The organism is Sphingomonas sp. BK580 (assembly GCF_014194975.1).
Classification (GTDB): domain Bacteria; phylum Pseudomonadota; class Alphaproteobacteria; order Sphingomonadales; family Sphingomonadaceae; genus Sphingomonas.
Genome location: NZ_JACIAY010000008.1, coordinates 14,542 through 35,740, shown reverse-complemented (window position 1 = coordinate 35,740; position 21,199 = coordinate 14,542). Strand labels below are relative to the sequence as shown.

The following is a 21,199-nucleotide window of genomic DNA, read 5'->3' as shown; positions in this document are numbered from 1 at the left end:
TCGCGCGGCGCCCGCCGCGGGCCTAGCCGCCGACCTTACCGCGCGAGTAAGCGAAGGCGAAGACGTCGGCCCATTGCGCGTCGGTCTGCTGCCGCGTCGAGCCGACACCGTGACCCGCGTCGAAGTCGACGCGGAGCAGCACCGGTCCGCCGGTAGAGGCGCGCTGCAGCCGCGCCGCGAACTTGGCGGGATGCCACGGCGCGACGCGCGGGTCGGAGATGCCGGTCATCGCCAGCACGGCGGGGTAGCGCACGCCGTCGCGGATCTTCTGATAGGCGTCCATCGCGACGAGGCCGCGATATTCGGCCTCGTTCGAGGGGTCGCCGAACTCGGGGAAGTTGGGCGCGCTGTTCTGTTCGACGCCGGCGCGCGACGTGTTGGTCCAGCCGACGTTGTCGATCGCGCCGGCGAACAGCTCGGGCCGCTCGACCAAGGCGTTGCCGACCGCGATCCCGCCCGCGGACGTGCCCATGATCGTCAGCCGCGTCGGCGCGGTCCAGCCCGCCTTCACCACCGCCGCGCAGCCGTCGATGAAGTCGCGCCAGGTGTTGGCCTTGCTCGCCTTCTGCCCGGCACGCCACCACGGCGCGCCATATTCGCCGCCGCCGCGCGCGTGCACCTCGAAGAGCACGCCGCCGCGCTCGAGGAAGGCGATCGAGCGCGGCGAGAAGACCGGCGAGGCGGAGATGCCATAGCTGGAGTAACACTGCCCCAGCGCCGGTGCCGTGCCGTCGCGCCGCAGCCCGCGCTTGGCGATGATCGACACCGGCACCTTGGTGCCGTCGCGCGCGGTGGCGATCAGCCGCACCGACTCGTAGGCGGCGGTGGAGAACCTCGGGCGCGGGCTCAGCCCGGTGTCGGTGAGCCGCCCGCCGGGCAGGTAGCGGTAGATCGCGAGCGGCTCGACCCAGCCGGAGAGGCGCACGTCGACGCCGTCCTGGTCGGTCGAGCCGAACAGCGCGTAGACGCCCGCGTCATAGGGCATCGCGATGTCGCTGACGGCGCCGTCGGGCGCGAGCCGATGGAGCGTCATCGGCCCGCCGTTCTGGCGCGCGAAGTAGATCCCGTCGCGCGCGGCGACCAGACCCGCGTCGGTCGTCTCGATCGGCGTCGCCGCCTCGGGCACCACCGCGGCGGCACGGCCGAGGTCGGGGGCGGCGGCATCGACCCGCAGGATGCGGCCGAGCGGCGCGTCGCGCTCCGAGACGAGATAGATGTCGCGTCCGCGCAGCGCGAAGCTGGTGATCTGGTCCGCCAGCCGCGCCACCGTGCGCCAGCGCGCCCGCCCCGTCACCGCCTCCGCCAGCGGCGCCACGTACAGCCCATTCTCACGCCGCACGCCACCGTAAGGCAGCAGCAGCGCCATGTCCGAGCCGGGCGTGACGACGACGAAGGGGAAGTCGATCGGCAGGAGCGTGTAGCCGTCGATCGTGTCGCCACCGGCGGCGATGCGCACGTCATCGCGCGGATCGGTGCCCACCTTGTGGAGCCAGGCGACGCGATTGAGCAGGTAATCGGGTGCGCCGCGCACCGCGCCCTCGCGGCCGCGCGTGTAGAAGAACGCGGAGCCGTCGGGCAGCCATTGCGGGCTGGCGAAACGCGCGCGGTCGATCGTCTCGGGGAAATGGCCGCGGTCCGCCACCCGCATCACCCGGGCGACCGACTCCTCCGAACCCGCCTCGGACAGGCCGTAGACGACGAGCGCCCCGTCGTCCGAGGCGCGCCACCAGTCGAGGCTCATGTGCGCCCCCCCGGCCCCGGTCATCGCCTCGGGATCGATCAGCAGCCGCTGCGCCGCGCCGGGCCGCTCGACGACGTACAGCTTGGGCACGTTCGCGCCGCTCGGGCGAAACTCGAGGAAGGTGACGGTACCCGCGCGTTGCAGCCGCGTCGCGACCGGCAGGTCACCGGTCAGCTCGCCGATCCGGCGCAGCAGCGCGTCATGCTCGGGCAAGGCGTCCAGCGCGCGCCGCGCATACTCGCCCTGGGCGCGCATCCAGGGCGCCCAGTCGGGATCGCGCGGATCCTCCATCCAGCGATACGGATCGCGCAGCGTGTAGCCGAGCCGGCGGTCGACCGCGTCCACCGTCTTCGCCGCTGGCGGCGCGTCGGCGGCGGCGAGCGCGCGCAGCGGCCACGACAACGCCGCGGCGCCGCCCAACGAGCATAGGACATCACGACGATTCATGTGCAGCCCCCCAGCTTGCCCCCCGGCCCGCCGACACCGTCACCCTCACGCCGACGGCAGTGCCCTCGTACGGACGTGAGGCTGACACAGGTTGGTCGTGGAGTCGATTCCTCTCGCCCGGTCGCCCGGTCGAACGTTGCGGCGCCGACACATGCCGCAATCGCGCGGTGCGCCGCCGCCGTCATGACGGGGCCGAGGCGGCGGCGTTCCCGTGCTGTCCGCCGCCTCGCGTCGCCCGCTTCTCCTCCCGGTGGGCGGGCGGCGCCTTACTCGACCGCGGCGGGGAGGAGACGATGATGACCCTTCTGCTCGCCGCGGTCCTTGTCGCCGGCACCGCGCCCGAGACGGCGCCTGCATCGCCTCCGCAGCGCGTGCGCAGCGTCGCGCTCGCCCCCGGCGAGACCTGCCCCAAGCCGGCCGGCGACGAGGTGGTGGTCTGCGCCCCGCTCGACGAACCCTATCGCATCCCCAAACCGCTCCGCCACGCCGAGATCGCGGCGAAGAACCAGAGCTGGGTCAATCGTGTCGCGACCATGGACGAGGTCGGCCGCGTCGCCGGCGGACTGCCCGACACCTGCTCGGCGGTGGGCACCGGGGGGCAGACGGGCTGCACCCAGTCGATGATGCGCGCCTGGGCCGCGGACCGTCGCCAGCTCGCGCGCGAGAGTGCGGCGGTGCCGTGACCTGAGCGGAGATCGACCGGGGCGGAATCCTCCCTGAGCCTCGTTGTCGGCTGCGCCGGGTGGTGCCCCTCCCCTCGCAGGGGCGGATGAGAGAAGGTTCTCCCCTGCAGGAGGAGGGTCGGCCCGGAGAGCTGACGGAGGGGTGTCACCCGATGTGAGTCGAGAGAGGCCACCTCACCCCACCGGCATCGACTTGGCGGTCGGCTCGGCGTGCGCCAGCGCTCTCTCCTGAGCCTCGTCCGGGGTGGCGGGCAGCCGGCCGCGACGCCAGCCGCCGCGGAGATAGAAGCCGATCATCAGCAGCATCGAGCCGACCGAGCCGGCCGGGAAGCTCCACCAGATCGCGTCCGCGCCCCACCGGGGCGACAGTCCCGCCGCCAGGCCCAGACGCAGCGGGAACATCGCCACCGCCAGGATCACCAGCGGCCCGATCACCGCGCCGTTGGCGCGCACCGTGGCCGACAGCACCATCGACACGCCGAACAGCACGAAGCTCCACCCGGCGATGAGGTTGATCCGCACCGCGATGTCGACCGCGCCGCCGTCCTGCCCGAGGAACAGCCAGAGCAGGTGGCGGTCGAGCAGAGTCAGCAGCGCGACCAGGCCGCCGGTCAGCGCCAGGTTGGTGAGGATCCCGGTGCGCGTGATCCGCCCGACCCGGTCCCACCGCCCCGCGCCGATGTTCTGCGCCGCCATCGCGCTCACCGCCGCGCCGACCGCCATCGCGGGCATCTGGACGTAGGTCCACAACTGGTTGGCGGCGCCGTACGCCGCGGTCGTGGCGGTGCCGTGGCGGTTGACCAGCCCGATCATCGCCAGCGCCGAGGTGGAGACCACCAGCATCTGCAGCCCCATCGGCACGCCCTTGGCGACGATGGTGCGCAGCAGCGCGGGCTCTGGCACGACGTAGCGCCACTCCGCCCCGCGCAGCCGCACCGGCAGGTCGCGGCGGTAGATGTAGCCGAGCAGCGCGAGCAGCGAGACGGTGTTGGCCAGCAGGGTCGCCAGCGCCGAGCCCTCGATCCCCAGCGCCGGCAGCGGCCCCCATCCCCGGATCAGCAGCGGGTTGAGCGCGACGTCGATGGCCGAGCCGAGCGCCATGAACTTGAGCGGCGTGACCGAGTCGCCGGTGCCGCGCAGCGCCATCGTCAGCAGCACCGAGAGGAAGCCCGGCGGCATCGCCACGAAGATCACGCGCAGATAGGCGAGCGCGAGCGGGTAGACCTCCGCCGGCGTGGCGAGCGCGCGCAGGATCGCGGGCGCGGCGAACCAGCCGACCAGCAAAGTCACCACCGACACGCCCGCGAACAGCCCGAGCGAGGTGCCGAGCACGCGCCGCACCGCGTCGAGGTCGCGCCGCCCCATGTTCTGGCCGATCAGGATCGTCGCCGCCATGCCGAAGCCGAACACCGCGGCGATCAGCAGGAACATGATGATGTTGGCGTTGGTGGTCGCCGCCAGCGCGCGCTCGCCGAGGAATTGCCCGATCCAGATCGCGTTGATCGAGCCGTTGAGCGACTGGAGCACGCTCGAGCCGAGCGTCGGCAGCGCGAACAGCAGGAGCGTGCGCCCGATCGGCCCGGCGGTGAGGTCGCGCTGCGGCGGTCGCGCCATCGGTCCTGCTCCTCCCCTTCCCCCGCGTCGGCTGTAGAGGCTTATCCTGCCGCGCGATAGCGGCCTTCAGTCGGCGAGATAGGCGGCGAGCTCGTCCGCGCTGCCGGTCGGGAAAGCGGCGCGGAGGTGGTCGAGGAAGGCGGCGACGCGCGCGCTCAGCAGGCGCCGCGTCGGGTACAGCGCCCATAATTGGATCGGGGCGGCGTCGAGCTCGCCCCACCGCACCAGCCGACCCGCGGCGAGGTCACGCGCGACCAGCGAGATCGGCAGCCGCGCCGCGCCGACGCCCGCCAGCGCGGCGTCGCGCACCATCACCAGCGAGGACAGGCCGAGCACCGGCGCCACCGCGACGCTTTCCGCCACGCCGCCCGGGCGGAGCCGCCACTCGCTTCCATCGCCCACGCCGCCGCGCACCACCGCGGGCGCGCGCTCGCCCGGCGAAGGCGGCGCCATGGTGGGCGCGGCGACCGCCACCAGCCGGTCGCGCAGGAACGGGCGGCCGACCAGAGCCGCGTCGGGGGCCGGGTCGACGCGGATGACGAGGTCATAGCCCTCCTCGATCATGTCGACCGCGCGGTCCTCGCTGGTCACCTCGAGCCGCACCTCGGGGTGCGCCAGCGCGAACCCGGCCGCCAGCCGCCCCATCGCGGTCTGCGAGAAGAGCAGGGGCGCGCTCACCCTGAGCCGGCCGCGCGGTGACCGGCCGCCCGCGGCCACCGCCGCGGCGGTCTCGTCCAGCTCGGCGAGCAGCGCGGCGGTGCGCTCGTACAGCGCCCGCCCCTCCTCGGTCAGCCTGAGCACGCGCGCGCCGCGCTCGAACAACCGCAGGTCGAGCGCCGCCTCCAGCTCGGCGACGCGGCGCGACAGCGTCGCCTTCGGCCGCCCCGCGGCGCGCGCGGCGCGGCCGACGCCGCCGTGGCGGGCGACCAACGTGAAGTCGGCGAGGGCGAGCAGGTCCATCGAGTCTCCGGCGCGGCAGTCGATCCTCCCCCTTTAGGGAAGGGAAGGGAAGGAACGATCCGATCTGTCGCCCGGCTTCCTAGCGCCGAAGAGCCCGCCGGCGAAACGGCGCGGCGCTCAGAAGCCGATCGACGCCCGCGCCGCGATCCGGTCGCCGGCGTGGTCGAGCGCGGCGTAGGGCGAGATCACCACCGCGTCGTCGCTGATGTCGGTGCCGGTGTAGACCAGCGCCAAGGTCAGCGGTCCGGTAATATGCTCGAGCCCGACCGACCAGTCGCGGTAGCTGCCGGTCGGCCGCAGCCGCGCCGCGCGGATCGGATCGTCGACGCTGCCCGAGGAGCGGCCCAGGCTGGCGGTGAGCGACCAGGGCGTCACCGGGATGCCGACCCGCCCGCGCACGCCGAGGTAGAGATTGTCGCCGCCGATCGCGCCCTGCGACGGCGCGTAGCGCGCCTCCGCGCCCGCCTCGACCGGGCCGAGCGTGTAGCTGGCGCCGGCGCCGATCTCTCCATAGTCGAGCGACCCGCGCGCGCCGGTGAACAGATGCCCCGTGACGAAGCCGTCGAGCCGGAACCCGCCGGCCAGCCTGCTGTAGCCGAGCGTCGGCTCGATCACCGCGTCGGCGCCGCCGTGGCGCGGGTCGCCCCGCGTGCCGGTGACCCGCGCGCCCAGGTCGATACCGGAGGGCAGGTCGATCCGCGCCCAGGCGGCGGGAGCGAGCTGCGAGTCGCTCCAGCTCAGCCCGCGGCGTCGCTCGTCGGTGGCCACCTCGACGCCGGCGTGCGGCGCGAGCTGCGCCGCCGCCGGGGAAACGAGGGCAGCGCCGGTCAGCGCCGCCAGCAGATAGGGATGCTGCCGCACTCAGCCGCGCACCCGGTCATGCGCCGCGTCGAGCTCGGCGACCAGCGAGTCCTGGTCGCGCGCGGCCACGGCGAGCAGATGCTCGCGGATCGCGCCGCTGCGCGCCGCGACGTCCTGCGCGATCGCGTCCTTCTGCGTCGCGCACCAGCCGGGGCGAGAGCCGGTCAGCGGCTTGTCGGCGCTGACGGTGCGCGCCAGCACGTGGCCGGCGGGATGGCGTGCCTCGCGCTGCACCGCGACCGAGGCCTGCCAGGCGCAGCGCAGCGCGCTGGGGCGGCCCGGCGCGCCGACCGCGCCGACCTGGCGGTGAGTCACGCTGACGTCGCTGCGGTAGGTCACGTCGACGCGCTGCCCGCGATGGTCGAGCTGGACCTGGTGGGCGGTGTCGGGGGCGGCAGCGGGCACCGGCTCGGTCGCGGTGAGCGCCAGGGCGAGCCCGGCGATGAGGGGAACGTACATGGTCTTCTCCTTGCGCTGCCCCGGGCCATGCTGCCCGGTGGCATCACCGAGATGAGGGCGTGGGCGCCCGCTTCAACGAAGCCGGCCGCGGGCGCAATGTTTTCTCACAGGCGATACGGCCAATGTTGCTGGCGGCGGGGCAGGACGACGTCGGGCGACTCCGGTGGGACGCCAGTGCTGACGGTTGTGCGCGCCGCGGCGGCGCGGCACAGTCGGGCGCGATGCCCTACGCCCCCGCCCTGCCCACCATCGCCGAGGCGATCCAGGCCTCGCTCAGCCCGGTGTTCATGCTCACCGGCATCGGCGCGCTGCTCAACGTGCTGACCGGGCGGCTCGCGCGCGTGATCGACCGCGCGCGCGTGCTGGAGGAGCGCCACCCCGCGCTCCAGCGCGACGACCGTACCCGCGCCGCCGACGAACTGCGCCGCCTCGCGCGGCGGATGAAGGTGATCAACGCCTCGCTGTTCCTCGCGGTGGCGAGCGCGGTGGCGACCTGCACCGTGGTGGGAATGCTCTTCGTCGGCGCGCTGACGCATTACCATATCGGTCAGTGGGTGGCGTTCAGCTTCATCCTGGCGATGTCGCTGCTGATCGCCGCCTTCGTCGCCTTCATGGTGGAGGTGCGGCTGTCGATCCACGCGATCCGGGTGCGGGACGAGTTGCTGCGGTAGGGACGAGCAAGCTCATCCGTTCGGTAAAAGCGAGCGTCCTCTCCCCTCCCCTGTAGGGGAGGGGCCGGGGGTGGGGCGCCTCCGCGTGGGCCGCCCTCGCGGAAAGGCCCCACCCCAACTCCTCCCCTGAAGGGGTGGGGCGATCATGAACCAGCCTGAGGTCACGCCTTGGCCCCCAGCCGGCGTCATCCTGAGCTCGTCTCAGGATCCACCGTCCTGCAGACGCCCCGACACCTGGGTGTGCGGCATGGTGGATCCCGCAACGAGTTCGGGATGACGGCAGTAAGTGCGGCATGGCGCCGTTATCGCCGCGCCCCGCCGCCTCACCGCGTCGGGTCGATCAGATACTTCTCCCCGGTCGCCTTGCGCTCATAGGCGCGCAGCACCTCGGGATCGAGCGCCTCGGCGAGGCCGATCGTGCGGGTGTAGCGGCTGGCGAAGGTGGTGGTCAGCTCGTCGACCACGCGCTGACGCATCCGCGCCACCGTCTCGCGCCCCGCCTTCTGCAACCACGGCGTCAGCAGGAAGCCCGCGACGCCCCACTGGAAGCCGAACGCCAGCCGGTTGAGCGTGGTCGGGGCGGTGTCGAGCGCGCCGTAGATGTACAGCTGCTTGAACACGTTCGAGCCGTAGCGGCTGTACTCGGTGGCGCGGCGGTTGGCGGCCTGCTCCATCGCCTGGACGATGTCGCTGCCGAGCGTGCCGCCGCCGATCGCGTCGAAGGCGATCGTCGCGCCGGTCTCCGCGATCGCGTCGGTGAGCCGGCGGCGGAAGTCCTCGGCGCGGCTGTCCACCACGTGGGTCGCGCCGATGTCGCGCAGCAGCGCCGCCTGCGCCTCGCTGCGGACCACGTTGACCAGCGGCACGCCGTCGGCGAGGCAGATCTTCTGCAGCATCTGCCCGAGGTTCGACGCCGCCGCGGTGTGGACGATCGCGTGATGCCCCTCCTGCCGCGCCGTCTCGACGAAGCTGAGCGCGGTCAACGGGTTGACGAACATGGCCGCGCCGTCCGCCGCGCTCGCGCCGTCGGGCAGCGGCACCACGTCTCGCGCGCGCAGCTTGCGATACTGGGCGTACATCGCCCCGCCCATCATCCCGACCGTGCGCCCGATCAGCGCCTGTGCCTCCGGACCCGCGGCGATCACCGTGCCCGCGCCCTCGTTGCCGACCGGCAGCGACTGGCCGAGCCGCGCGCGCACCCCGCCGATCCGCTCGCGCGGCACCTGGAAGCGCAGCTCGGGCCGGTCGGCGCTGCCGCCCATCTCCAGCGTGGCGACGTCCGCGGGCCCGAGCAGCAGTCCGAGATCGGAGGGGTTGATCGGCGCCGCCTCGACCCGGACGATCAGCTCGTCGCCCTGCGGCGGCGACAGCGTCACCGGCTCGAGCGACAGTGTCAGCGTGCCGCCCTCGTCCACGGTCGAGCGCAGCTCCAGCCCGGTCACCTCGTCCATCCTCGCCTCCTGTCGTGTCAGAGGCCGGGGATGCCGGTGCAAAGGTTTGCGGTCAAATCCGTTCTCATCCGCGCTCGGCTGAGGTAGCGCGGCGGCATGTTCGACCTCGACGCCTATCTCGCCCGCATCGAGCTGCCCGCGCGCCCCACCCGCGACGCCGCGGGACTGGCGCGGCTCCAGCTCGCGCACCGGCTCACCATCCCGTTCGAGAATCTCGACGTGCGGCTCGGCCGGGCGATCGCGATCGACGGCGAGTCGGTCGCGGCCAAGCTCGTCGGCTCGCGCCGCGGCGGCTATTGCTTCGAGCACAACCGGCTGCTGCTCGACGCGCTCGCCGCGCTGGAGATGCCGGCGCGCCCGCTGCTCGCGCGGGTGTGGCTCGGCGCCGAGGCGACCCCGCCGCGCAACCACGCGCTGTCGCTGGTGACGATCGACGGCGCCGAGTGGATCGCCGACACCGGCTTCGGCGCGAGCTACGCGCCGGTGATGCCGCTGGTCGCCGACCAGGAGGCGACCGCGCCCGACGGCGCGCGCTTCCGGCTGGCGCGCGAGGAGGACGGCGGCTGGCTGCTGCTGCGCGACGGCGATCCGGTCAGCACCGACGGGCGCACCGCGCCGGGGTGGAACGGCACGAGCTGGCAGCCGCAGTACAGCTTCACCACCGAGGCGGTGCACGACAGCGACCTGGCGATGGCCAACCACTGGGCGATGAGCGCGCCGGCGAGCCGCTTCACGCAGCGCGCGGTGGTGAGCGTCGTGCTGCCGCACGGCTTCGCGGCGCTGACCGACCGCAGCTACCGCCGCCGCGCCGCGGGCAACATCGCCGAGGGCGAGATCACCGACCCGCGCGTCTATCGCATGCGGCTCAGCCTGATGTTCGGGATCGACCTGGCGAAGGAGGAGGTGGCGGCGCTGGGGCTGTTCTGAGGCAGGCAGGAAGAGACCCTCCCCTACAGGGGGAGGAGCTAAGGCGCGTTAGCTGAAGCCGTTTCGACCTACCGCATCCCCTGTTCGCGCAGCCGCGGGTGATCGGGCGGAAGCGGCGGGGCGAAATCTTCGCGGCGCCAGATCGCGTCGGCGGGCTCCTCGGGATCGGGCCGCGCGAAGTCGACGTAGCCGAAATAGGTCGCGATCAGCCGCTCGCCGGGATCGGTGATCGCGGTGCGGCCGTGGAGGAAGCGCGTGTTGTCGAGCATCAGCACGTCGCCGTTCCGCCACTCGACCGGTACCATCAGCCGGTCGCCGACCGCCTTGATCGCCTGGAGCCACGCCTCGGGCACCGGATGCCCGTCGTCGAGCACGGGGTGATCGGGCCGGTTGTTGTTGAAGCGCGCGAACAGCAGGAAATTGCCGAAGGCGGGCGCGTCGGCGAACATCGGTGTGTGCAGCGCCGGGCGGCTGAAGAAGCGCACGATCGTGCCGTCGGGAAAGCGCCGGAACTGATAGGGGCAGGCGGGCGGCGGCGCGGCGAGCTGCGCGTCGCTCGGCGTCTCGGTGCCGAGCCAGTAACGCAGCAGCGAGGGCCAGACCGGCTTGATGTACAACAAGCGACGATGCAGCAGGCCGGCGCGCACCGGTTCGGGCAGCTCGCGCGCCAGCGCGACGCCGTCGCAGATCGTCGTCTGCCCGCCGCGCGTCGGCGCGGAGAGGCAGGCGAAGAACGCGGCGTCGGGCTTCCACGGCTCGCGCGACAGTTCGGGGTGGAGCGCGAAGGCGCCGGTGCCGCCGTCGACGGTGTGGATGTTGGCGGCGGGATCGATCGGGCGCCGCCCCGGGCTCTCGTTGACCACGGCGGTGCGACAGAAGCGCTCGGCGAACGCGCGGAACGAGTCGACGTCCGCGCCGAAGCCCCGCAACAGCAGGGCGCCATGGGTGCGATAGAGGTCGATGATCCGGTCGCGATCGAGCGCGGCGAGCCGCTCGGCGCCCTCGGCCTCGATCAGGACATGGGGGCGGCCCGGCCCCGGCGGCGTGACATGCGGCATAAGTCACGGGATTAGCGACGAGCGACCGCGCGCGCTATAGCGCGCCATGGCCCTGACGCTCGCCGCCCTCTACGCCTCGCCCGATCATTATCTCCAGCGTTTCGAGCGCGACGCGGCGGTGTTCGTGCCGATGGACCGCGCCGCCTATCACCGCTCGATCTTCCTCGACGCGCGGATCAGCCCCGCGGCGCCGCAGGAGCTGCGGCTGCCCGTGGCGATGCTGCGCGAGCCCCCCGCGCCGCGCGCGACCGCCTGGATCTTCCACGTCGCGCATTGCGGCTCGACGCTGCTGGCGCGCGCGCTCGACTCGCTGGAAGGTCCGCTGGTGCTGCGCGAGCCGCAGGCGCTGCGCCAGACCGCGCTCGTGCCCGATCCGGCGCGGCTGGCGCTGGTCGGCGCGATGCTGGGGCGGCGCTACCGCGACGACGCACCGACGCTGGTGAAGGCGAACGTGCCGGTCAACTTCCTGCTGCCCGCGCTCGCGGCCGCGCAACCGGACGCGCGCGCGATCCTGCTCTACCTGCCGCTGCGCGACTATGCGCTCGCGATCCTGCGCAGCGACTCGCACCGCGACTGGTTGCGCCGCGTGACGACGGACCTGGCGCCGCACCTCGGCGACCTCGCGGGCGCGCCCGACGCGATGCGGGCGGCGCGGCTGTGGTCGGCGCAGATGACGTGCTTCGCCGCGGCGCTGGCCGCGTGGCCGAACGCGCGCTCGCTCGACGCCGAGCGCTTCTTCGCCACACCCGGCGAGGTGCTGAGGGCGGCGGCGCGGCAGCTGGCGCTGCCGCTGACGGACGATTGGCTGGAGGCGGTGACAGCGGGAGAGCTGTTCGCGACCTATTCGAAGAATCCGGCGCAGGCCTTCGACAATGCGGCACGCGTGGCGCGCCGGGCGGCGCTCGAGCACGAGCTGGCGGCGGAGCTGGCGCTGGCGGAGGCGAGCGCGGGCGACATGGCCGACGCGCGCATGGTGGAGCGCGCGGCACTGGAGTGAGAGTCAGATCCTCCCCGGCATGGGGAGGATCGTGCGGGTCGCCAATCCCCCGACATGGCTGGAACTGGCGGAGGCCGATAGCCCCGGCACGACAGCCGAAGGCTGGCGGAAGGGAGCTTCCACCGGCGCTGTGCTTGGTGGAGAGCCCCCTCCACCATCGCGCTAGGCGCGGCGGACCGCCCTCCCCGTGCCGGGGAGGATCTAGGGCTCTCTCCCCGCCAGCATCGCCACCATCTCCGCCGCGAGCAGCGACAGCGTGTCGTCGCGCGCGCCCATCACCACGAGGCGGTCACCCGGCCGCGCCACCGCGACGCAGTGCGCCGCCGCGCTCGCGCGATCGGGGATATGGATCGCCTGCCGCCCCGCCACGCCCACGTCGCGCGCCACGTCGGCGCTGGTCACCTCGCGCGTCACCGTGCCGCCCTGGTAGACGGGGTCGGGCAGCACCAGCAGGTCGTCCGGCGCCAGCCGGCCGGCGAACATCGCCGCCAGCTCGGCGCGCATGACCTTGAGCGGGCCATAGCCGTGCGGCTGGAACAGCACGATCAGCCGCCCGGGGAAGGCGTGGAGCGTGTCGAGCGTCGCCGCGATCTTGTCCGGGTTGTGCCCGAAGTCGTCGATCACCGTCACGCCCGCGGCGCTGCCGACGAGATCGAAGCGGCGGCGCAGGCCCGCGAACTGCTCGACCCCCGCCACCGCGACGTCGAGCGACACCCCCGCCGCCAGCGCGGCGCCGATCGCCGCCAGCGCGTTGGCGACATTGTGGTGCCCCGGCACCTGCAGCGCCACGGCGCGGCGCTCGCCGCGATGGTGGAGCGCGAAGCGGACCGCGAACGGCGCCTCCTCGATCCCGCCGGCATACAGATCCGCGCCCGCGTCGCGCAGCGAGAAGCGAGTCACGCGCGCGGGCGGCAGCCGCAGCGCCAGCGTGGCGGCGTCGGCATTGTCGGCGTTGACCACCGCGTGACGCGCCTTGGCGAGGAAGTCGCCGAACAGCGCGTTGAGCTCGTCGAGCGACTTGTGATCGAGGCTGACGTTGTTGAGCACCGCCACCTGCGGCGCGTAGAGCGCGATCGAGCCGTCGCTCTCGTCGACCTCGCTGACATAGGCGTCGCCCTGCCCCACCAGCGCGCTGGCGAAGGGCCGGTCGGCGCGCGCGACATGCTTCATCACCGCGCCGTTCATCACCGTCGGGTCGCGCCCGGCGGCGCCGAGGATCGCGGCGATCATGCCGGTGACGGTCGACTTGCCGCTCGTCCCCGCGACGCCGATCGGCAGCGCGCTGGCGTTGAACAGCCGCGCGTTGAGCTCGGCGCGCGACAGCCGCCGGCAGCCGAGCCGCGCCGCCGCGACCATGTCGGCCACGGTCTCCTCCACCGCGGCGGAGGCGACCACGATCTGCTCGGGCGCGGTGACGCCGCTGCCGTCCTGCGGAAAAAGGTCGATGCCGAGCGCGCGCAGCGCCTCGAACTTGGCGGGCACGCGGCCCTGGTCGAGCCCGCGGTCGCTGCCCGCGACGGTCGCGCCGCGCCCGCGCAGGATCATCGCCAGCGGCATCATCCCCGATCCGCCGATACCCACCAGGAAGAAACGCTGGTCCGCCACGTTGCCGTCATGCATGGCGCCGGGCTATCCCCCTTCACCGGGCGGGTGGCAAGCGGGAGTGTGTGCGATGCGGATCGGAGTGCTGGCGGCGAGCAGCGTCGCCAACCCGGACGTGATCGCGCCGGTCTCGGCCTTCGCCGCGCTCGCCTTCCCCGAGATCGACCTCGTCTTCCACCCGCAATGCTACGCGCAGGAGGGGCATTTCGCCGGATCGGACGCGGTGCGCGCCGCCGCCTTCCTCGAGTACGCCAACGATCCCGCGTTCGACGGCATCTGGTTCCTGCGCGGCGGCTATGGCTCGAACCGGCTGCTCGCGACGATCATGCCGCGGCTGGGCGAGGCGGCGCGGCGCAAGACCTATCTCGGCTATTCCGACGTCGGCTTCCTGCTCGGCGCGCTCTACGCGCGGCGGATCGGCCACCCGGTGCACGGCCCGATGGCGAGCGACATCCGGCGCCACGGCGGCGACGCGACGGTGGCGCGCGCGCTCGGCTGGTTCGCGCGGCGCGACCGCGCCGGGCTCGAGCCGGGGCTCGACGGCCGCCCCGCGGCGGCGTTCAACCTCTCGATCCTCGCCGCGCTGGTGGGCACGCCGTATCTCCCCGATCTCGCCGACCATGTGCTGATCGTCGAGGAGGTGTCCGAGGCGTTGTACGCGATCGACCGCATGCTGTTCACGCTCGGCAACGCCACCCAGCTGCGCAGCCTGGCGGGCGTACGGCTCGGCGCGGTGACCGCGGTGAAGGAGAACGACCCCGCCTGGGGCGAGCCGCTCGACGCGATGATGACGCGCTGGTGCGGCGAGCTCGGCGTGCCGTATCTCGGTCGCGCCGAGGTGGGGCATACGCAGGCGAACCGGGTGGTGCCGTTCGGGGTGGCGTGAAGGCGACAGATCGGGCGCATCGCTCGCCGATCCGATCAGCACCACCCCGGCGCACGCCGGGGTCCAGTTGGGGGACGTCGATGAGACTCACGGCGGTCCTCCCACCTGGACCCCGGCGTGCGCCGGGGTGGTGATAAGCGCCAGACGCCGCGCTCGAGAATCCCGCCCCCACCCCCAAACAACAACACCCGGGCAGCGCGTGCTGCCCGGGTGTCGCTCGTCTCGTGCGAGACGGATCGGCGGACCGACCGTGACTGCCCCGCACCGGCCTGCGCCGGCGCGGGACCGTCAGCGGCTTAGAAGTCCATGCCGCCCATGCCGCCCATGCCACCGCCGGCGGGCATGGCCGGAGCCTTGTCCTCGGGCAGCTCCGAGACGGTCGCCTCGGTGGTGATCAGCAGGCCCGCGACGCTCGCGGCGTTCTGGAGCGCGGTGCGCACCACCTTGGTCGGGTCGATCACGCCGGCCTGGACCAGGTTCTCGTAGGTGTCGGTCGCGGCGTTGAAGCCGAGCGAGGTGTCGTTGCCGTCGAGCAGCTTGCCCGACACCACCGCGCCGTCGTGACCGGCGTTCTGCGCGATCTGGCGGACCAGCGAGGTCAGCGACTTGCGGACGATGTCGACGCCGCGCGTCTGGTCGTCGTTCTCGCCGGTGAGGCCCTCGAGCGCCTTCGACGCGTACAGCAGCGCGGTGCCGCCGCCCGGGACGATGCCCTCTTCGACCGCGGCGCGGGTCGCGTGCAGCGCGTCGTCGACGCGATCCTTGCGCTCCTTCACCTCGACCTCGGTCGAGCCGCCGACCTTGATCACCGCGACGCCGCCCGCGAGCTTCGCCAGACGCTCCTGGAGCTTCTCGCGGTCGTAGTCGGAGGTGGTCACCTCGATCTGCTGGCGGATCGCCTCGGTGCGGCCCTTGATCGACTCGGCATCACCCGCACCGTCGACGATGGTGGTGTTGTCCTTGTCGATCGTCACGCGCTTGGCGGTGCCGAGCATGCCGAGCGTGACGCTCTCGAGCTTGATGCCGAGATCCTCGCTGACGACCTCGCCCTTGGTGAGGATCGCGATGTCCTCGAGCATCGCCTTGCGGCGATCGCCGAAGCCCGGCGCCTTGACGGCCGCCACCTTGAGGCCACCGCGCAGCTTGTTCACGACGAGCGTGGCGAGCGCCTCGCCCTCGATGTCCTCGGCGATGATCAGCAGCGGACGGCCCGACTGCACCACCGCCTCGAGGATCGGCAGCATCGCCTGGAGCGACGATAGCTTCTTCTCGTGGATCAGGATGTACGGGTCGTTGAGCTCGACCTGCATCTTCTCCGGATTGGTGATGAAGTACGGCGACAGGTAGCCGCGGTCGAACTGCATGCCCTCGACGACGTCCAGCTCGAACTCGAGACCCTTGGCCTCCTCGACGGTGATGACGCCTTCCTTGCCGACCTTCTCCATCGCCTCGGCGATCTTCTCGCCGACCTCACGGTCGCCGTTGGCCGAGATGATGCCGACCTGCGCGACTTCCTGCGAGCCCGAGACGGGCTTGGAGCGCGCCTGGATGTCGGCGACGACCTTGGTCACCGCCAGGTCGATGCCGCGCTTCAGGTCCATCGGGTTCATGCCGGCCGCGACCGACTTCATGCCCTCGCGGACGATCGCCTGCGCCAGCACGGTGGCGGTGGTGGTGCCGTCACCCGCGATGTCATTGGTCTTCGAGGCCACTTCGCGCACCATCTGCGCGCCCATGTTCTCGAACTTGTCCTTGAGCTCGATCTCCTTGGCGACCGACACACCGTCCTTGGTGATGCGCGGCGCGCCGAAGCTCTTGTCGATCACGACGTTGCGGCCCTTGGGCCCCAAAGTGACCTTCACCGCGTCGGCGAGGATGTCGACGCCGCGCAGGATGCGCTCGCGCGCGTCGCGGCCGAATTTCACGTCCTTGGCTGCCATGTGGCTACCCTTTCAGATGAACGAATGTTGAGAAAGTTGAGTCGGCCGGACGGTCTCAGGCGATGACGCCGAGGATGTCCGACTCCTTCATGATCAGCAGGTCCTCGCCGTTGACCTTGACCTCGGTGCCCGACCACTTGCCGAACAGGATGCGGTCGCCGGCCTTGACGTCGAGCGGGGTGACCTTGCCGTCCTCGGCCTTGACACCGGTGCCGGCGGCGACGACCTCGCCCTCCTGCGGCTTCTCCTTGGCGGTGTCCGGGATGATGATCCCGCCGGCCGTCTTCTCTTCCGCCTCGACGCGGCGGACGAGAACGCGGTCGTGCAACGGACGAAAGTTCATTGCTCTTACCTCTCTGAAGGCATGTGACAGATTTTTGGCACTCCCCAGGGGCGAGTGCCAGCGCCCCGCATATGTGGGGCGTGTCCGCGGCGGTCAACCGGGGGCGCGCGATTTTTCGGGAACCGTGCGTCAGGCCGTGCGTGCGGCCGGGTCAGGCAGAAGGCCGAGCCGCGCGCGTGCCGACCAGCGCCAGATCAGCAGCGCGGAGACCACGCCGAGGCCGGCGGCGAGCCCCCACCAGATGCCGATGGCGCCCCAGCCCGCGCCGAAGCCGAGCAGCGCGGTGATGCCGAAGCCGATCACCCAATAGCCGAACACCTGGATCATCATCGGCACGCGCGTGTCCTGCACCCCGCGCAGCACCCCGGCGGCGACCGCCTGCGCGCCGTCGACCAGCTGGAACACCGCGGCGACGCCGAGCAGCTCGACCGCGAGCGCGGCCACCGCGACCTCGCGCGCCGGGTCGACATAGGCTCGCACCAGCAGCCCGGGCACCGCCCACAGGATCGAGGCGCTGACCACCATCACCGCGATGCCCGACACGATCGCGACGCCGCCCGCGCGCCCGACCCAGCGCGGGTCGGCGGCGCCGTAGGCGAGCCCGACTCGGATCGTCGCCGCCTGCGCCAGCCCGAAGGGGATCTGGAAGGCGATCGCGGCGATGTTGAGCGCCACCGCGTGCGCGTCGATCGCGGTGACCGAGATCAGCCCCATCAGCAAAGCGGCGCCGCCGAACAGCCCGCCCTCCGCCATCCAGCCGAGCGCGATCGGCGCGCCCAGCCTGGCGATCTCGACCATCCGCGGCCATTCGGTGCGCCACCAGTTGCCGAACAGGTGGAAGCGGCGCAGCCGACGATCGGTGGACAGGATCACCGCGTAGCTCGCCGAGGTGGCGAGCGAGGTGAGCACGCTCGCGATCGCGGCGCCCTCCAGCCCCAGCGCGGGGAAGCCGGCGTTGCCGAAGACGAGGCACCAGTTGGCGGTGACCGCGACGCCGAGCGCGAGCAGCGTCACCACCAGCGCCCAGCCCGGCCGCCCCAGCGCCGCGGCGGTGAGCCGCATCAGCGCCGCCGCCACCGCGAAGGGGGCGGCGAGCGACAGCAGCCGGCAGAAGCTGCCCGCGCGCGCCGCCACCGCGACGTCCTGCCCGGCGAGGCGGAGGATCGGCTCCGCGAGGTTGAGCAGCGCCATGACGACGAGCGAGCCCGCCGCGGCGAGCCACAGCGCCATGCGGAACGAGCGCCGCACCTGCCGCACCGCGCCGATGCGGCGCCCCAGCGCAGCGGCGATCAGCGGCTCGGCCGCGCCGACCAGCCCGACCAACGCGAAGGCGAGCAGGTTGAACAGGAACACGCCCAAGGTGGCGGCGGCGAACTCGACCGGGCCGAGCCGCGCGACGAACACGACGTCGATCGCGAACACCGCCATCTGGAGCAGGTTGGCGCCGACCAGCGGCCCCGCCAGCGCGGCGAGCGCGTGCAGCTCGCGCTGCCAGGTGGCGGGCGCGCGCTCGGTCAGCGGGTGGAGGGTGGCGGCGCCGTGCATCGCGGCGTGCCGTAGAGGAGATTGCGCGGCGGTGCACGCGGGGCGTGGTCTGGCGGCCGACGAACGCCGGCGGCAGCCTCGTGGCTGCGATCCGGGGCGGGGCTCGGCGGGCCGGTCCCTCCCCGACGCGAGCGGGGGCGAGACGTCGCGCGCGGGTCGCCGCCGTTCGGGCCGACGCGCCACTGACCTGCGACGTGGCGTCCTGGCCTCTTCGCCCCGCCCAAAGCGTATTGCTCACTTGATACACGCCGGGCTACGCTCCACTGGCGAGATTCTCCCGCAAAAGGTGATTGGAACGATGAAGTTGGTGCGCGGCGCCTGGAAGCTGCTGGTGGGCATCAAGGACGCGCTGGTGCTCGCGGCGATGCTGCTGTTCTTCGCCCTGCTGTTCGCCGCGCTCAACGCGCGCTCGCGCCCCGGCGCGATCAGGGACGGCGCGCTGCTGCTCGCGCTCGACGGCCCGATCGTCGAGCAGCCCGAGGAGATCCAGCCCACCGCGCTGCTCAGCGGTCAGCAGATCGGCAAGCAATATCGCCTGCGCGACCTGCTGCGCGCGATCGACTCGGCCGCCAGCGACGACCGGGTCAAGGCGATCGTGCTCGATCTCGACAAGTTCGGCGGCGGCTACCCGGCGTCGCTCGGCGAGGTGCAGGACGCGCTGCTGCGCGCGCGCAAGGCGGGCAAGCCGGTGCTGGCCTATGCCACCGCCTATACCGACGCGGGCTATCGCCTCGCCTCGGCCGCGAGCGAGATCTGGATGAACCCGCTGGGCGGCACGATCTTCGCCGGGCCGGGCGGCAGCCAGCTCTATTACAAGGGGCTGCTCGACAAGATCGGGGTCAACGCGCACGTCTACCGGGTCGGCAAGTTCAAGTCGGCGGTGGAGCCCTATACCCGCACCGACCAGAGCCCGGAGGCGCGCGCCGCCAGCCAGGAGCTGTACGGCACCTTGTTCCAGCAGTGGCGCGAGTCGATCGCGAGCGCGCGGCCCAAGGCGCAGGTGGCGCCCTGGCTGGCGCAGCCGGCGCAGCTCGTCCAGCAGGCGCAGGGCGACGTCGCCCAGGCGAACGTCGCCACCGGGCTGGTCGACAAGCTCGGCGACCGAGTCGCCTTCGGGCGCCGCGTCGCGCAGCTCGCCGGCGGGGACGACGGCAAGCCCGCCGGCTGGTTCCGCACGATCCGATACCAGCCCTATGTCGACGCCGCGCCGCTGCCCAAGACCGGGCAGATCGGCGTGCTCACCGTCGCGGGCGAGATCGTCGACGGCGAGGCCCAGCCCGGCCGGGCCGGCGGCGACACGATCGCCAAGCTCCTTTATCAGGGCATGATCGACAACAAGCTCAAGGCGCTGGTGCTGCGCGTCGACTCGCCGGGCGGCTCGGTGCTGGCGTCGGAGAAGATCCGGCTGGCGGTGATGGAGGCCAAGCGCCGCGGGCTGCCGGTGGTGGTGTCGATGGGCGGGCTCGCCGCCTCGGGCGGGTATTGGGTGTCGACCCCGGGCGACGTGATCTTCGCCGAGCCGGGCACGATCACCGGCTCGATCGGCATCTTCGGCATCATCCCCACCTTCGAGAACACGCTGAGCAAGATCGGGCTCTCGGCCGACGGGGTGAAGACCACGCCGCTGTCCGGCCAGCCCGACCTGCTCGCCGGCACCACGCCGCAGCTCGACGCGGTGGTGCAGTCGGGCATCGAGCACGGCTATCGCGAGTTCCTGACGCGCGTGTCGCAGTCGCGCCAGCTGCCGGTCGAGCGAGTCAACGAGATCGGCCAGGGCCGCGTCTGGGTCGGCGGGATCGCGCACCAACTGAAGTTGGTCGACCGCTTCGGCGGGCTCGACGCCGCGGTGAAGGAGGCGGCGCGCCGCGCCAAGCTCGACCAGGACAAGCCGCCGGTGGTCTATCTCGACAAGAAGCCGGGCTTCGCCGCGCAGATCGCGCAGCAGCTCGCCAGCCAGGAGGACGACGACGACGCCGGCGCCCCCGCCGACGCGGTCGGCCAGCTGGCGTGGCAGCGCCAGCAGGCGTTCGCGGTCGCGCTCGGCGACGCGCAGCGGATGCTGACCGGCGCGACCGTGCGCGCGCAGTGCCTCGAGTGCGCCGGGCTCGGCCCGGTGCGCGCCAGCGCGGCGGACCGGACCTTGCTCCAGCTCGTGCTCGCCAAGGTGGGGCTCTGATGCCCCCCGGCCCGATCGCGATCCGCGCCGCCACCGCGGGCGACGCCGCCGCGATCGCCGCGATCTACGCGCCCTACGTGCTGCAGGGGACGGTCTCGTTCGAGAGCGAGGCGCCCGACGCCGCGGCGATGCGCGAGCGGATCGAGGAGTCGGACGGCTATTACCCTTGGCTGGTCGCGGTCTCGCGCGGCGAGGACGGCGGCGAGCGCGGTGTGCTCGCCTACGCCTATGCGACGCGCTTCCGCGACCGCCCGGCCTATCGCTACGTCGTCGAGAGCTCGATCTACGCCGCCGGCGCGACCCAGCGCCAGGGCGTGGGGCGGCTGCTGTACGAGGCGCTGGTCGACACGCTGCGCGCACAGGGCTTCACCCAGGCGATCGGCGTGATCGCGCTGCCCAACGACGCCTCGATCACGCTGCACGAGGCGGTCGGCTTCCGCCGCGCCGGCGTGTATCGCGAGGTCGGCTACAAGCAGGGGCGCTGGATCGACGTCGGCCTGTGGCAGTGCGCGCTCAACGACTCGGCGATCCCGCCGATCGAGCCGCGCGCCTTCCGCGACGTGGGGGTGCGGCGCGACTGAGCAGCGGTAAGCGGGAGCGAGGGCAACGCGGATGATGAGGCCCACGGCGGGCTGATCCACCTCCCCCGAACCGTCAGCGCGCTCCGGCGGACGCGGGAACCCAGGGCCACCGACGTCGCCGTCTGTCGCTCTGGACTCCCGCGTGCGCGGGAGCACGGGCCGACCTGGACGGATCAGCCTCCCAGGATCGACCGTATTCATTCGCCGTAATGGGGCATCGCCCCGCTCGACTACGCCGCCCCTCCCCTTCGCCATCT

General features: G+C 72.6%; 18 protein-coding genes. 7 read left to right on the top strand and 11 right to left on the bottom strand.

Going from position 1 to position 21,199, the window contains the following annotated elements; all coding sequences use genetic code 11:
* Positions 1–22: 22 nt before the first annotated feature.
* Entirely contained in the window at positions 23–2,188 is a 2,166-nt protein-coding gene (locus FHY05_RS14515; RefSeq protein WP_183945176.1) for a prolyl oligopeptidase family serine peptidase, read from the bottom strand.
* Positions 2,189–2,481: 293 nt separating this feature from the next.
* On the opposite strand from FHY05_RS14515, the gene FHY05_RS14510 reads away from it, so the two are divergent.
* Positions 2,482–2,871 (top strand): hypothetical protein, encoded by a 390-nt coding sequence (locus tag FHY05_RS14510; protein ID WP_183945175.1) that lies wholly within the window; start codon positions 2,482–2,484, stop codon positions 2,869–2,871.
* A 174-nt stretch (positions 2,872–3,045) separates the two neighbouring features.
* Here the strand turns inward: FHY05_RS14510 and FHY05_RS14505 are convergent, their stop codons facing one another.
* From FHY05_RS14505 to FHY05_RS14490, 4 genes are all read right to left on the bottom strand, one after another.
* Complete coding sequence (locus FHY05_RS14505) at positions 3,046–4,485, bottom strand: MATE family efflux transporter (RefSeq protein WP_183945174.1); 1,440 nt, start codon at positions 4,483–4,485, stop codon at positions 3,046–3,048.
* Between the two features lie 66 nt (positions 4,486–4,551).
* Positions 4,552–5,445 (bottom strand): LysR family transcriptional regulator, encoded by an 894-nt coding sequence (locus FHY05_RS14500; protein WP_183945173.1) that lies wholly within the window; start codon positions 5,443–5,445, stop codon positions 4,552–4,554.
* A gap of 117 nt (positions 5,446–5,562) precedes the next feature.
* The gene (locus FHY05_RS14495) at positions 5,563–6,306 is read right to left on the bottom strand and encodes a TorF family putative porin (RefSeq protein WP_183945172.1); all 744 of its coding nucleotides are present in this window, start codon (positions 6,304–6,306) and stop codon (positions 5,563–5,565) included.
* Positions 6,307–6,765: a hypothetical protein gene (locus FHY05_RS14490; RefSeq protein WP_183945171.1), complete on the bottom strand. Its 459-nt coding sequence runs from the start codon at positions 6,763–6,765 to the stop codon at positions 6,307–6,309.
* Positions 6,766–6,887: 122 nt separating this feature from the next.
* Between FHY05_RS14490 and FHY05_RS14485 the strand changes: the two genes are divergently transcribed.
* A complete protein-coding gene (locus FHY05_RS14485) occupies positions 6,888–7,436 on the top strand; it encodes a DUF2721 domain-containing protein (RefSeq protein WP_311732487.1) in 549 nt (182 codons plus the stop codon).
* A 323-nt stretch (positions 7,437–7,759) separates the two neighbouring features.
* Here the strand turns inward: FHY05_RS14485 and FHY05_RS14480 are convergent, their stop codons facing one another.
* Positions 7,760–8,887 carry a zinc-binding dehydrogenase gene (locus FHY05_RS14480; protein WP_183945170.1) on the bottom strand — a complete coding sequence of 376 codons (1,128 nt, stop codon included), beginning with the start codon at positions 8,885–8,887 and terminating at the stop codon, positions 7,760–7,762.
* 96 nt (positions 8,888–8,983) lie between these two features.
* Here FHY05_RS14480 and FHY05_RS14475 point away from each other — a divergent pair, with 96 nt between their 5' ends.
* The gene (locus FHY05_RS14475) at positions 8,984–9,814 is read left to right on the top strand and encodes an arylamine N-acetyltransferase (protein ID WP_183945169.1); all 831 of its coding nucleotides are present in this window, start codon (positions 8,984–8,986) and stop codon (positions 9,812–9,814) included.
* 68 nt (positions 9,815–9,882) lie between these two features.
* Here FHY05_RS14475 and FHY05_RS14470 read toward each other — a convergent pair whose 3' ends face one another.
* Positions 9,883–10,872 (bottom strand): TauD/TfdA family dioxygenase, encoded by a 990-nt coding sequence (locus FHY05_RS14470; protein ID WP_183945168.1) that lies wholly within the window; start codon positions 10,870–10,872, stop codon positions 9,883–9,885.
* A 46-nt stretch (positions 10,873–10,918) separates the two neighbouring features.
* On the opposite strand from FHY05_RS14470, the gene FHY05_RS14465 reads away from it, so the two are divergent.
* Positions 10,919–11,869: a hypothetical protein gene (locus FHY05_RS14465; RefSeq protein WP_183945167.1), complete on the top strand. Its 951-nt coding sequence runs from the start codon at positions 10,919–10,921 to the stop codon at positions 11,867–11,869.
* A gap of 201 nt (positions 11,870–12,070) precedes the next feature.
* On the opposite strand, the gene FHY05_RS14460 is transcribed toward FHY05_RS14465, so the two are convergent.
* Complete coding sequence (locus FHY05_RS14460) at positions 12,071–13,489, bottom strand: glutamate ligase domain-containing protein (protein ID WP_183945166.1); 1,419 nt, start codon at positions 13,487–13,489, stop codon at positions 12,071–12,073.
* A 52-nt stretch (positions 13,490–13,541) separates the two neighbouring features.
* Here FHY05_RS14460 and FHY05_RS14455 point away from each other — a divergent pair, with 52 nt between their 5' ends.
* On the top strand, positions 13,542–14,357 hold the full coding sequence (locus FHY05_RS14455; RefSeq protein WP_183945165.1) for an LD-carboxypeptidase: 816 nt from the start codon (positions 13,542–13,544) through the stop codon (positions 14,355–14,357).
* 296 nt (positions 14,358–14,653) lie between these two features.
* On the opposite strand, the gene groL is transcribed toward FHY05_RS14455, so the two are convergent.
* From groL to FHY05_RS14440, 3 genes are all read right to left on the bottom strand, one after another.
* Complete coding sequence (gene groL / locus FHY05_RS14450) at positions 14,654–16,297, bottom strand: chaperonin GroEL (protein WP_183945164.1); 1,644 nt, start codon at positions 16,295–16,297, stop codon at positions 14,654–14,656.
* A gap of 55 nt (positions 16,298–16,352) precedes the next feature.
* Positions 16,353–16,640 carry a co-chaperone GroES gene (gene groES / locus FHY05_RS14445; protein WP_132909544.1) on the bottom strand — a complete coding sequence of 96 codons (288 nt, stop codon included), beginning with the start codon at positions 16,638–16,640 and terminating at the stop codon, positions 16,353–16,355.
* A gap of 129 nt (positions 16,641–16,769) precedes the next feature.
* A complete protein-coding gene (locus tag FHY05_RS14440; protein ID WP_183945163.1) occupies positions 16,770–18,185 on the bottom strand; it encodes an MATE family efflux transporter in 1,416 nt (471 codons plus the stop codon).
* A 298-nt stretch (positions 18,186–18,483) separates the two neighbouring features.
* On the opposite strand from FHY05_RS14440, the gene sppA reads away from it, so the two are divergent.
* Together sppA and FHY05_RS14430 are read left to right on the top strand one after the other, a co-directional pair.
* Positions 18,484–20,361 (top strand): signal peptide peptidase SppA, encoded by a 1,878-nt coding sequence (gene sppA, locus FHY05_RS14435; RefSeq protein ID WP_183945162.1) that lies wholly within the window; start codon positions 18,484–18,486, stop codon positions 20,359–20,361.
* Positions 20,361–20,942, top strand: coding sequence for a GNAT family N-acetyltransferase (locus tag FHY05_RS14430; protein WP_183945161.1), 582 nt, complete (start codon positions 20,361–20,363; stop codon positions 20,940–20,942). Before sppA ends, FHY05_RS14430 begins: the two co-directional genes overlap by 1 nt.
* Positions 20,943–21,199: the final 257 nt, after the last annotated feature.